At 64.8% G+C, this 12,605-nt stretch carries 11 protein-coding genes; 4 read left to right on the forward strand and 7 right to left on the reverse strand.

The features are described from left to right. Positions 1-13: 13 nt before the first annotated feature. Genes nrfD through fdh form a run of 3 tightly spaced genes read right to left on the reverse strand, consistent with a single transcriptional unit; the run spans position 14 to position 5,439 of the window. A complete protein-coding gene (gene nrfD / locus AC6JAM_RS19775) occupies positions 14-1,105 on the reverse strand; it encodes an NrfD/PsrC family molybdoenzyme membrane anchor subunit (RefSeq protein WP_056390125.1) in 1,092 nt (363 codons plus the stop codon). Further along, entirely contained in the window at positions 1,102-2,112 is a 1,011-nt protein-coding gene (locus AC6JAM_RS19780) for a 4Fe-4S dicluster domain-containing protein (RefSeq protein ID WP_018771024.1), read from the reverse strand. The genes nrfD and AC6JAM_RS19780 overlap by 4 nt, the downstream gene beginning before the upstream one ends. Further along, complete coding sequence (gene fdh / locus AC6JAM_RS19785) at positions 2,113-5,439, reverse strand: formate dehydrogenase (protein WP_081620233.1); 3,327 nt, start codon at positions 5,437-5,439, stop codon at positions 2,113-2,115. A gap of 260 nt (positions 5,440-5,699) precedes the next feature. On the opposite strand from fdh, the gene AC6JAM_RS19790 reads away from it, so the two are divergent. The 4 genes from AC6JAM_RS19790 (at position 5,700) to fdhA (ending at position 10,532) form a co-directional block, all read left to right on the forward strand. Next, on the forward strand, positions 5,700-6,152 hold the full coding sequence (locus tag AC6JAM_RS19790; protein WP_018771027.1) for a rhodanese-like domain-containing protein: 453 nt from the start codon (positions 5,700-5,702) through the stop codon (positions 6,150-6,152). Between the two features lie 318 nt (positions 6,153-6,470). Next, positions 6,471-7,772 carry an aromatic ring-hydroxylating oxygenase subunit alpha gene (locus tag AC6JAM_RS19795; protein WP_018771028.1) on the forward strand — a complete coding sequence of 434 codons (1,302 nt, stop codon included), beginning with the start codon at positions 6,471-6,473 and terminating at the stop codon, positions 7,770-7,772. After that, positions 7,769-9,175 carry a ferredoxin reductase gene (locus tag AC6JAM_RS19800; protein WP_497935624.1) on the forward strand — a complete coding sequence of 469 codons (1,407 nt, stop codon included), beginning with the start codon at positions 7,769-7,771 and terminating at the stop codon, positions 9,173-9,175. Before AC6JAM_RS19795 ends, AC6JAM_RS19800 begins: the two co-directional genes overlap by 4 nt. Before the next feature lie 142 nt (positions 9,176-9,317). Continuing rightward, positions 9,318-10,532 carry a formaldehyde dehydrogenase, glutathione-independent gene (fdhA, locus tag AC6JAM_RS19805; RefSeq protein ID WP_018771030.1) on the forward strand — a complete coding sequence of 405 codons (1,215 nt, stop codon included), beginning with the start codon at positions 9,318-9,320 and terminating at the stop codon, positions 10,530-10,532. Positions 10,533-10,652: 120 nt separating this feature from the next. Here fdhA and AC6JAM_RS19810 read toward each other — a convergent pair whose 3' ends face one another. The 4 genes from AC6JAM_RS19810 to AC6JAM_RS19825 all read right to left on the reverse strand — a co-directional run bounded on the left by AC6JAM_RS19810 (position 10,653) and on the right by AC6JAM_RS19825 (position 12,575). Beyond that, a complete protein-coding gene (locus AC6JAM_RS19810) occupies positions 10,653-11,222 on the reverse strand; it encodes a sulfocyanin-like copper-binding protein (protein WP_497935625.1) in 570 nt (189 codons plus the stop codon). Next, the gene (locus tag AC6JAM_RS19815; RefSeq protein ID WP_018771032.1) at positions 11,219-11,470 is read right to left on the reverse strand and encodes an SHOCT domain-containing protein; all 252 of its coding nucleotides are present in this window, start codon (positions 11,468-11,470) and stop codon (positions 11,219-11,221) included. The genes AC6JAM_RS19810 and AC6JAM_RS19815 overlap by 4 nt, the downstream gene beginning before the upstream one ends. A gap of 202 nt (positions 11,471-11,672) precedes the next feature. Beyond that, positions 11,673-11,960, reverse strand: coding sequence for a hypothetical protein (locus AC6JAM_RS19820; RefSeq protein ID WP_497935627.1), 288 nt, complete (start codon positions 11,958-11,960; stop codon positions 11,673-11,675). Between the two features lie 342 nt (positions 11,961-12,302). Continuing rightward, the gene (locus tag AC6JAM_RS19825) at positions 12,303-12,575 is read right to left on the reverse strand and encodes a hypothetical protein (RefSeq protein WP_497935628.1); all 273 of its coding nucleotides are present in this window, start codon (positions 12,573-12,575) and stop codon (positions 12,303-12,305) included. Between the last annotated feature and the right edge of the window lie 30 nt (positions 12,576-12,605).

A 12,605-nucleotide genomic window follows, 5' to 3' on the forward strand; every position in this document is an offset into this window, starting at 1 on the left:
CCTGGCGGCCAGGTCAGCTGGCGGTCGTGATCGCGTCGCCGGTTACGCCGGCTGCGCGGCGGGCTGCGAGCCGGGCCTTCTGCGGTTCGATGGTGTACCGCGGGTCCTTGGCAGAGGCCAGCCCCGCTTCGAAGATGCCAAACCGGGTCAGTGCAGAAGCGGCCAGCAACGCCACCCCCGAAGCGGCAGCTGCGACGCGGTTGCGGCCACCCAGCACGGTTCCCAGGCCGCCGGCGACTGCCAACCGCTCGCTCCACTTCAGCATGGTGCCTGCCTTGCCCTGATGAAGGGGCTCGGCTGCCACCGGATCCATCCGGCGCTCCATGATCTTCATGGCAAGCACGTCGCCCACGACGCCAAGCACCGCGAGTTTGCGGGCGGGACCGGTCTCGCGGGCCGGCGTGGTGACCATGGCGAGCCCGGCAGAAGCGAGGCACGCCGAACTGACGAAGACGAACGGCAGTTCCTCGTGCGCAGCGTTCCAGGTGGGGGTGGCGGTGTCGCCAAGCAGCACAGCTGTGTATGCCGCCAATGGTCCGGCGAACACCGCAGCCTCGACGCCCGCCGGTCCTTCCACGGCCTGCAGCACCCTGCGCAAGGGTCCCAGCGGCAGCCGGTTTCCGCTCATCCGGTCGATTTCGGCCACTGCGGCAACGCCCGCACCTGCGCTGAAGGCGCTGAGGATCCAGGAGCCCACGCTCATCGGCGAGGTCACTTTGAAGGTCCGCAGCATATGCAGGAAACGCTCCGGCCTGCCCAGGTCCTTCACCAACGCGACGGCGCCGGCACTCACGGCGGCCAAGGCACCCAGCCGGGCATTCCGGCGAAGTATCGGCCGTCCGGTCAACTGGCCGCCGAGGCCAAGCAGCGCCGAGCCTGCTGCCACGCCGCCCAGGAACAGGTAGATGGCAACGTCATCGCCCCACGGCGCGGGCTTTACGACGGGGCGGCCGTAGTAAGAGGTGAATTCAGGCTCCGGGACCATGGGCACTTCGCGGGAACCGTCCCCGTTGTCCCTGCGGCGGCGCAGGCCGGGTTTGCCGTCCTGCCGGCGGCGCCGGGCACGCTCCGCCGGCCGGAAGCTGTCGAATTCCGAAAGGGTCACGCCCGTCCTCCCAGGAAAGCCAATGCTGCAGCCGCGGCCATGCCCGCTACAGCCATGCCTGCCCGCCGGTACATCTGCGGCAGGTCGGCTGTGGGGACGCGCGGGTCCGGCGGGAGCCCGTACACCTCGGGCTCATCCAGCAGCAGGAAGACCGATCCCGTTCCACCGACGCCGTCGTTCTCGTTCGCACCGTAGAGCCGCGCTTCGGTGAGGCCTTGCGCGTGCAGGTGGGCCACCCGCTCCCGGGCTGTTTCCACCATGTCGTCGTGGTCGCCGAACTTGATGGACGTCGTCGGGCATGCCTTGGCGCACGCGGGCGTCTCATCGGCCACCAGCCTGTCGTAGCACAACGTGCACTTCTGGGCCACGCCCACGTTGGGGTCGGCGGGATGCTTTTCGTGCTGCTCGTCCCGCTGGCCGGCCACCTTCACCGTGCCATTGCTGCGGCGTTCGATCACGCCGAAGGGGCACCCGGCCACGCAGGTTCCGCAGCCGTTGCAGACGTCGTCCTGGACCACCACGGTGCCGAATTCGGTACGGAAAAGGGCCCCCGTGGGACAGACGTCAAGGCATCCGGCGTGGGTGCAGTGTTTGCAGACGTCGGAGGACATCAGCCACCGGAAGTCTGCCGTGTCCGGGGGCGTCGTGTCGGCCTCTGCCAGGTCGGTCGCTGCGGACCCTGCCGTGGCGGGAGGACCAATGCGGGGCATGCCCAAATTGACCAGGGCCCGCCCGGATTCCCGGGCCTCGGTAATGCGTTCCTGGCCTTGCTCAATGAACGCCACATGCCGCCAGGTGCTGGCGCCCAGGGATCCGGTGTTGTCGTAGGAAGACCCCAGCAACTCGAGGTTTCCGTCCTGCGGGTTGTGGTTCCATTCCTTGCAGGCAACTTCGCAGGCCTTGCAGCCGATGCAGATCGAGGTGTCGGTGAAGAATCCCTTGCGCGGATGGTTGTGTTCCCAGTGGGCATCGGCGGTGGGGTCGGTCGGTCCGGACAGCTGGCCCATCTAGTCCTCCGTTGTGGGATCGGTATGCGGGGCGGGTTTGTTGCCTTCCGCCGTCGGATTGGTGACGGCGCTGTTCCCCGTCTCGATGGTCACTCCTGCCTGGGCCTGGTACTCCGCAACCAGGGCAAGCAGTTCCTTCCCCCGCGGACGGCGGCCCGGACGGATATCGCACGAAGCCACCTTGGACTCCTGGATCTGGACGTTGGGGTCCAGGGTCACACCCAGCAGGTCGTTGGCCGCGTCACCACTGACCACGGCATTGCTGCCGACGCCCCAGTGGTAGGGCAGCCCAATTTGATGCACAGTGTGGCCGCCAACAGCCAGGGGCCTCATCCGGTCCGTGACAAGAACCTTCGCCTCGATGGCGGAGCGCGGCGAAATGATCGTGGCCCACCCGTACGGCTCAAGTCCGCGCTCGGCGGCCAGTTCAGGCGAGACCTCGCAGAACATCTCCGGCTGGAGCTCCGACAGGTATGGGAGCCAGCGGCTCATCCCACCCGCCGTATGGTGCTCCGTGAGCCGATATGTGGTGAAGACGAACGGGTAGACGTCTGCCCCGCTGGTGCCGGCGCTCGGTGCGCTGAGGTTGTCCGCGCGGGGGAACACCAGCCGCGCAGGACTTTGCTGCTGCGGATAAAGCGCGTTCGCCACCGGTGATTCCTGCGCCTCGTAATGGGTGGGAAGGGGTCCATCCATGAGGCCCTTCGGCGCGAACAACCAGCCTTTGCCGTCTGCCTGCATGATAAAGGGATCATCACCGCTGAGTGCGGCTGGACCACCGACAGAGGGATCGGGTTTGCTGCCAGGTGCCCGGTCAACCGGGAAGTCCGGCACGTCGTCTCCGACCCACTTACCCTGTTCCTGGTCCCACCAGATGTATTTCTTCCGCTCGCTCCACGGGTTGCCGGCCGGATCAGCCGACGCGCGGTTGTAGAGTATCCGGCGGTTGGCCGGCCATGCCCAGCCCCATTCCGGGGCCGCAGGCCCCTGTTCCTTGCCCGGCTTCCGGTTGGCGGCATGGTTGACACCGTCAGCGTACACGCCGGTGTAGATCCAGCAGCCGGCCGCCGTGGATCCGTCGGCGCGCAGTTCGGTGTATGCCGAGAGGGGCTTGCCCGCATCCGGGCCGTCCAGGTGGCGGCCGTTGATTTCCGCCAGCACGGCTTCACCATCAGGTTCGCCATGCCCGTCCGTGGGGTAGTCCCAAGTGAGGTCCAGCAGCGGACGGTCCCGTTCGTCCTGCGACCCGGCCAGTTTCTCCCGGATCCGCTGGCCCAGTTCGAAGAAGAACTGCAGCTCGCTCTGGCACTCCCCCGGCGGCGACACCGCCTGGTGCCGCCACTGCAGCAGGCGCTGGGTCTGGGTGAAAGAGCCGGCTTTCTCAACGTGGGTTGCGGCAGGCAGGAAGAACACTTCGGTCTCGATGTCCTCGGTGCGCAGCTCCCCGGATTCAATTTCCGGACCGTCTTTCCACCACGTGGCCGACTCGATGAGGTTCAAGTCACGCACCACCAGCCACTTCAAGTGCGACATGGCCAGGCGTTGCATCCGGCCGTGGGCCGAACCCACTGCAGGATTCTGGCCGAGAAGGAAGTAGCCCTCAACTTCATCCTCGAGCATGCCCATTACTGTCTCGTACGTTCCGTGGGCCCCCGTCAGTCTCGGGAGATAGTCGTAAGCCCAGTCGTTGTCCGCGTTGGCAGCCTCACCCCACCAGGCCTTTAGGAGGCTGATGGTGTAGGCGTCGGCATCAGCCCAAAAACCCTTCTGTTGCTTCGAGCCAATGACTGACAGGTACTCCTCAAGGCTGTCATGGCGTCCGGCGCTGGGCATGGGCAGGTACCCGGGCAGAAGGTTGAAAAGGGTGGGGATGTCCGTTGAGCCCTGGATGCTGGCATGGCCACGCAGGGCCATGATCCCGCCACCGGGGCGTCCGACGTTCCCGAGCAGAAGCTGCAGGATGGCGGCGGCCCGGATGAACTGAGCCCCAAGGGAGTGCTGGGTCCAGCCGACGGCGTAGGCGAAACACGTCGTGCGGTCGCGCCCGGAGTTTTCCGTGATGGAGCGCGCCAGGTACTCGAAGTCCGCGGCGTCGATCCCGCACATGTCCTGGACCATCTCCGGGGTGTAGCGGGCGTAGTGCCGCTTGACGATCTGGAAAACAGTCCGCGGGTCCTGGAGGGTGTCGTCGCGCTGCACTTCGGCGTGCTCCAAAGGTGGTCCGCCGCTGCCAAAGGCGTGGCCGGCGGCGCGGGCCGTGGCATCGGCTCCGTGTTCCGAACCTGGCCCGGGCTCATCGATGGCACCGTCCCCTTTTTCCGCATAGGCCCACGATGACGTGTCGTAGGCGCGCTTCTCCGGATCAAAGCCGGAGAACAGCCCACCCAGGTCCTCGGCGTCGCGGTAATCCTCATGGACCAGCGTGGCGGCGTTGGTGTACGCGCTGACGTACTCCTTGAACCACAGGTCATTGGTGAGGACATAGTTGATGAGCGCACCAAGGAGAACCACGTCGGAGCCTGCACGAATGGGAATGTGCTTATCCGACACTGCCGACGTCCGCGTGAACCTGGGGTCAACGTGGATGACCTTGGCTCCGCGGGCTTTAGCCTCCGCTACCCACTGGTATCCCACGGGATGGCACTCGGCCATGTTGGAACCCTGGATAACGATGCAATCGGCGTTGGCCATGTCCTGCAGTGACTGCGTTGCACCACCGCGTCCAAACGAGGCTCCCAAACTGGGAACCGTGGCGGAGTGTCATATGCGGGCCTGGTTCTCGGTCTGCACCGCCCCTGCAGCCGTGAAGAGCTTCTTGATCAGGTAGTTTTCTTCGTTGTCCAGGGTTGCGCCGCCCAGCGAAGCAATGCCCATGGTGCGGCGAAGCAGCCGGCCCTGGTCGTCCTCCTGCTGCCACGTCCTGCGGCGCGTTTCGATGAACCGGTCCGCCACCATCTCGACGGCCGTGGCCAAATCCAGGTGTTCCCACTCCCTGGAGCGCGGCGCACGGTAAAGCACCTTGGTCTGCCGGCCTGGTGAATTGACCAGTTGCTCGCTGGCAGAACCCTTGGGGCACAGGCGGCCGCGCGAGATGGGTGAGTCCGGATCGCCTTCGATCTGGATGACCTTTTCGTCCTTGACGTAGACACGCTGTCCGCAACCCACGGCGCAGTAGGGGCAGACGCTCTGGACAACGCGGTCAGCAGTAGCTGTGCGGGGGGCAATGGCCTGGGTCTTGGCCGACGTGACAGCGGGCCCACGGCCCAGCAGATCCCCCGTCGACAATTGACGGATGACCGGCCATTGAAGGAAACTTCGCGGTGCCATTTGTGGAGCATATCCCGAAGCGCCGCGAAAGCAACAGGACAGCGTTCGCGTGTCTTCCGCAGAAACTACGGCGCCGAAATTCAAGTAGTCCCCACAAAAGTCAAGGAGCACGACGACGGGACGCACCGCCGTCGTGCACCTTCCGCCGGTGCACTCCTCCCCCAGGCGGACGCAAAAAGACATTTGCCCCGGTCCGACCGTCCCCGCGTTCAGCTTCATGGTGGAACGATGGACGCATCAGAAGGTAAAGGGAGAAAATTTTGAACCAGTTTGATAACTCCGACGACGGCGCTGAAGGCGGCGAACGCGGTTCGGATGCGGGCGGCACCCCCGCGGCCCTTACGGTCGACCAGTTACTGGAAGAGAGCCGCAGCGTGCTCGTGCGTGTCCACCCTTCGGATCTTGAGCGGGAAATGGCAGCGGGCGCCCTTGTTGTTGACATTCGGCCGGTGGATCAGCGGGACCGGGACGGCGAACTTCCGGGAGCCGTCGTGATCGACCGCAACGTTCTTGAGTGGCGGCTCGATCCTTCCAGCGCCCACCGGCTCCCGATCGCTGACGACCCCGCCCGCCGCATCGTGGTTGTGTGCAACGAGGGCTACAGTTCCAGCCTCGCTGCGCACACCCTGCAGAGGCTGGGGCTGATCCGTGCCACCGACCTGATCGGCGGTTTCCAGGCGTGGGCGGCGTTGCGCAACCAAAGCAGTGAGTAACCGGCCCCGGGCCAGCGTCCAACCGGATTTCACACGCCTTAGCTGATGCGCGCCCGGGTCCAGTCAGCACGTTTTTTCGTAGTTTTTGGCGGCGTCAATTAATAGATTGACACCCTGCGTGGCACGAGTCACACTGTTGCATATGGTGATCGATGTTGCGTACAGCGCGAACAGGGACGTCCCCGACGGACGCATTGGTGCAGGTCGATCCTCCCCAACCTTTATGACTGCAAAGTTGCGGCAACGCCGGTTGCCGCCTCCAACTCTGTGGTCGCCACGAATCGCACACCAGCCAGCCCTCCCGGGAGGAAACCCAACATGACTGCTTCAGTGAACGTCCCCCTCAAGCGCGGAAAACTCGCTGCATCCCTGCCTGCCGAGCAACTGGCGGAAATCACCGAACTGTTCGAGTTCCGGCGCACGGGATATTCCCTCGATGCCCCCTTCTACACGGACCCGACGATCTTCAACATCGACATGGAGGCCATTTTCGGGCAGCACTGGATCTTTGCCGCCAGCACGGCCGAACTGCCGGAACCGGGCGACTACGTCACTGTCGACTACGGGCCCTATTCCCTGATCGTGCTGCGCAACGACGACGGCGGCGTGAACGTACTGCACAACGTGTGCCGGCACCGCGGCGCCCGCGTCCTGACGGAATCCACGGGATCAACGGGAAACCTGGTTTGCGGCTACCACTCCTGGACCTACTCGCCCAGCGGTGATTTGATCCACGCCTCGGCCCCGGGGGAAACGAAGTTCGACAAGAGCTGCTTCGGCCTCAAGCGCGCCCACGGCCGGGAGGTGGCAGGACTGATTTTCGTCTGCATTGCGGACGTGCCGCCGACGGACTTCGATGAAACCGCAAAGATCTTTGAGCCCTACCTCGCGCCCCACGATCTGTCGAAGACCAAAATTGCCTACCAGCAGAACATCATCGAAGAGGGCAACTGGAAGCTGGTCATGGAGAACAACCGGGAGTGCTACCACTGTGACGGCCACCCCGAACTCGCCTGCTCCCTCTTCCCCACCTGGGGCCTCACGGAGGGGCTGATCCCGACGCACCTTGAGGAAGTGTGGGACCGCAACAAGAACGCACAGTCATCGCTCGAGGAGCGCTGCCGCCGCTACGGCCTTCCCTACGAGGTGGTCGAGGAGCTCGACACGCGCATCGCGGGAATCCGCATCTCACGGGAATCGCTCGACGGCGAGGGCGAATCGTTCTCGCCCGACGGACGCAGGCTTTCCAAGAAACTGCTTGGCGACCTTCCGGACTTCCGCCTTGGCCGCTGCTCGATGCACCTGCAGCCCAACAGCTGGTTCCATTTCCTTGGGGACCACGTCATCACCTTCGGTGTCTTCCCCATCAACGAACACCAGTCGCTGGTGCGAACCACCTGGCTCGTGGCGGACGACGCGGAAGAAGGCGTCGACTACGACCTGGACAAGCTCACCTACACCTGGAAGCAGACAAACCTGCAGGACAAGGCGTTCGTGGAGCTGTGCCAGAAGGGTGCCGGCAGCCCTGCCTACCAGCCCGGCCCCTACATGAAGAGCGAATACCAGGTGGAGGCCTTCATCAACTGGTACGTTCAGCGCGTTCAGGAGCACTTGGCATGACGGAACTCCTTACTGAAACGGTAGTCCAGGAACCCCAACGCATCCGTGGCCTTGAGATGCCGTGGAACAGGGTAATGGGCAGCGCCGAGGCACCCGCCCGCGCTGCACGTGCTTTGGGTCCCTGGCATCCGCAGGAGTTCATGGCGGAATGTGTGGAGACCGTACCCGAGGCCGGGGGCATGATGACCTTCGTGTTCCGCCGCTGCGACGGCGCACCCCTGGCATTCAGGGCCGGCCAGTACGTGAATATCGCCTTTCCCGTTAACGGCGAGGACCAGGAACCCGTGGACCGCAGCTACTCAATCTCCAGCTCACCCACGGAACCCTGGTCCTTCAGCGTCACCGTTAAGCGCGATCCCGGCGGACTGGTTTCACCATGGGTGCATGACAACGTCAAACCCGGCACCGTCCTGGACATGCTGGGACCCGTGGGGGCATTCCACCTGCCCGATGCCGACCGGCGCGCACGGTACCTCTTCCTGGCTGCCGGCGCGGGCATCACTCCGATCATGTCGATGCTGCGGACCATCCACTCGCTGCCCGGTACGGCCAATGTGGTAGTGCTCTACCACGGAGCGGAAGCCGGCGGCTTTGCCTTCCACCGGGAACTGGCCTACATCGCGTCGGTGGACTCGCGCGTCAAGGTCTTCTACGCCCTTGGCGACCGCGGCCGGCCCGAGGAGTGGGATGGCTTCAGCGGAAGGCTGTCCTCGGCCATGATCGACGAGGTCGCTCCTGATGCCAACGGCCGCCAGGTGTACGCCTGCGGCCCGGAAGGTTACCTGAACACCGCCACCGAGCTGCTTAAGCAGGTCGGCGTCGACGACACCTCCATTTACATGGAGTTCTTCTCGGGGGATCGCCAGACACTCCTTGAATACCAGGCAGAAATCGCGCTCGCTTCGGACATCGCGGAGGAGATCGCCGAGGAAATCGCCGATTCCGCCGAGGACTATTTCGAAAGCCAGCCCAGCGCGTTCGGGCTCTACGAGCCTGGCTACGACGACGAGGGAACCTTGAAGGCCACGGGGCTGCCGCTGGAAACGGTCGACCCGGGCCCGGCGGCCGCCGAAGGCGGATCAGATGCGGAACCGGAGGCCGCGTCCCCCGACGCCTCGAGCTTTGACACTGTGGGAACGGGCAGCCTCACGTTGTCCTTCATGCGGACGGGCATCAATGTGCGGATCGGCCCGGACGAACACATCCTCGGAGTGGCCCAGCGTGCAGGCGTCCGGATCGGCGCGAACTGCAAGGAGGGTATGTGCGGCTCCTGCAAAGTCGTCAAGCTTTCCGGCGAGGTGGAGATGAACCACCAGGGCGGGATCCGGGCACGTGAGATCACTGCAGGCAAGTTCCTTCCCTGCTGTTCAACCGCGCTGACCGACATGGTTATCGACGCCTAGCCGCTCGGTCCGGCCCTCCCGGCACCTCAATCCACCCCCCTTGCTTCACGAAAACTGACAACTCTTGCCCCACGGAAGGTCTGATGCAGCCGGCGTCAGGCCTTCCGTGCCAATTCGAACACCAATCATAGGAGCCATGCCCATGTCAGCCAACAAAGCCGTTGCGTACAAGGCACCCGGGATTGTCGAAATCATCGATACCCCCTACCCCACCTTTGAACTGAAGGCCGGCCCCGGAGTCAATCCCGTCAACGTCGGCCGGAAGGTCCCGCACGGCGTCATCCTGCGCACCGTGAGCACCAACATCTGCGGGTCGGACCAGCACATGGTTCGCGGCCGCACGACCGCCCCGGCCGGCCTGGTCCTGGGTCACGAGATCACCGGGGAAGTCATCGAGACCGGGCCCGACGTCGAGTTCATCAAGGTCGGGGACATCGTCTCGGTCCCGTTCAACATCTCCTGCGGGCGCTGCCGGAACTGTAAGGAGCGCAAGACCGGGATCTGCCTGAACGTGAACCCGGACCGCCCAGGATCCGCTTACGGCTACGTCGACATGGGCGGCTGGGTCGGAGGGCAGGCGGAGTACGTCCTGGTCCCTTATGCCGACTGGAATCTGTTGCGGTTCCCCGACCGCGACCAGGCCCTGGAGAAGATCCTGGACCTGACCATGCTCTCCGACATCCTCCCCACCGGATTTCACGGCGCCGTCACGGCAGGTGTCGGCGTCGGGTCAACCGTCTATGTTGCCGGGGCCGGACCCGTAGGACTTGCCGCGGCGGCAAGCGCCCAGCTGCTGGGGGCCGCCGTGGTCATCGTAGGGGACCTCAATGAGGATCGTCTCGCCCAGGCCCGATCCTTTGGCTGCGAAACCGTCAACGTGGCCAACGGCGACCCGGCCGACCAGGTCGAGCAGATCCTCGGCGTTCGGGAGGTCGATGCCGGTATTGACGCAGTCGGTTTCGAGGCCCGGGGGCACGGGCATGGCGCCAAGGAGGCGCCGGCCACCGTGCTCAATTCGTTGATGGACCTCACCGCCGCCGGCGGGTCCGTGGGCATTCCCGGCCTTTACGTCACAGGAGACCCGGGCGCCGCGGACGAGGCGGCCCAGAAGGGTTCACTGTCCCTGTCCCTGGGCACTGGCTGGGCAAAGTCCCTCTCCTTCGCGACCGGCCAGTGCCCGGTGATGAAGTACAACCGGCAACTGATGATGGCGATTCTGCATGACAAGATCCAGATCGCCAAGGCGGTCAACGCCACAGCCATAGCGCTCGATGATGCACCGCGGGGGTACGCGGAATTCGATGCCGGAGCGGCCACAAAGTACGTCCTGGACCCGAACGGCTACCTCAGCAACTAGATCCGGGCAGGAAGCGGGCTGCCTGGGCAGGCTACCTCGTGAGGTCCGCCGGTTCGTCACCGGCGGACCTGCTCCCCCTGTCCGGTATCGCTCCCCGCCGCCTGCGGTTCTCCGGCCGGTTCAGGTGACGGTGAGCTCCGTGTACATCCCTGCCCAGTAGTGGCCCGGGAGATTACAGAACAGTTCATACCGCCCGGGCGGCAGGTCAAGCGTGACCCAGCCGCTCGTGGACGGCAGGATCCCCTCTCCTTCACCTTCGGCGCAGGCAGCGGAGGCCTCGCCCAGGCTGCCGGCCTCGTCGGCTCTTCCGTCCCGGCCCACGGGGCGCGTTCCTGCGCTCTGGGTGCCCGCCACGGGGACGACCAGCATTTCATGGGGAATGGTGCCGGCGTTGACGACCAGGAAGGACACTTGGCCGTGGGCCACGGTGGCCCGGTCCGCGGTCAGGCGCATGCTGCCGCGCATCATTCTGGGACCGGCCATCATGGTCCCGCCCCTGTCGATGGTGGTGACGTTCACGACGGTGCCGGCGAAACTCGGCGCCGCGCAGCGGGTGGTGCCGGGATTCCCTGCTCCGCCCGGATTCGGGCCACAGCCCAGCAGCGCGATCCCCGTCATGGACAACGCGGTCAGCAGTACTGTCGCGATAGCCCCGATCAGGATCTGCGTGCTGCGGGAGAGTGTCTTCACGGCCTGCGTCGGAGAGCAGCCCGGCGTTCATTCAGCTCGGTGGCGTCGATTTCCCCCCGCGCGAAACGTTCATTCAGGATCCGCTCAGCCTCATCATGAGCAGACCCGTAGTATCCCCCGTGCCCCTGGCGTCCGCCGCGGACCAGAAGAATCACGACCGTCACCACACCACCCCAGAACAGCAGCATCATCAGGGCCATGACAATCCAACCGCCCACACCCCAGTCGCCATACCATCCGTACATCATCCCCGGACCCGCCCCTTCAATCCCTGCCGTTCATTCCAGCTTTGCGCGGTCACCGACGGGCGAACAGAGCCATTAGTCACCTGGTTTCGGGCCTTCCCGAAGCCACGGGATTCCCAGGCGTCCCGCCCGTCGCGATGGCTCATTCCGCCGGATCGTCCATCTGTGCTGTGTTCAAACCAAGCCTTGAACAGCAGGCACTTTCTCATCTGGCTGACATGCAGAGCCGGTCAAGGGTCTCGTTCAGGGAGGACTCGATCTGGCTGTCCAGGAGGTCACGCCTGTTCCCGGTGGACGGGTCTTCGAGTTCGGTGGGCAGTGATGGCGTTGTGACTGTCATCGCCGCCTGGTAGCTCCCGTCAGCGCTGCTGACTGCTATGGTCCGGTATCCCCAGAATGAGCCCCTTCCTTCGTGCCGCGACTCCTTCGAGCATCCGTCCGCATGCTCCCACAGGCCCAGCCCGGAGGGGCCAAACCCGGGCATGGTGCTCACCCTGGAAGGGCTCCTGCCCTTGGATACCCTCCACGCCGTTACGGTGGGCAGGCAGGGTCGTTTCGGACGCTCGAAGCAGTGACAAACGCAACGGGAAGGGCGCGCACACTGAACGGAGTGCGCCATACATGGCACGCCTCTTCACTGGCAAAGCGGTTTCGGTGGAGATGCTGCGGGAAATGGAGACCAGCCCGGTTTCGCCCCGACGGACTGTGCCTGTGGGAGCAGGCTCTGCAGCCCTGCACAACTGAACAAAGACCTATTCTGACTGTCTTGGCACCGTCGAATCAAGGGGACAACAAAGCCTCGGACCAGCAATGGTCCGAGGCTCCCCAGATGCGCCTAACGATCGATGCGGACGCTGAGATCCAGGTGGATGTTCTCGGCCATGAGGCGGTCCTGAAGGTACTGGGTGAGGCTCGCATCGGTCGCGGTGTGCGGGCCTTTCGGCGCAGCCCCGCGGAACAGGGCCTGGGTGTTCGTTGACTTGATAACGTCCAGCGGCGTCCACCGGAGATGTCCGTCGGTCATCCGCTCGATGTCGGTGCGGAAGGTGCGCCGGTGGTCGTCTCGGACCGAGGCGCGCATAGTGAAGGGAATGAAAGCAGTGGGCAAGAGGGTCCTTTCGAACGAGGCAGCCAACCG

This window comes from Arthrobacter sp. GmRoot5-12 (assembly GCF_059739365.1).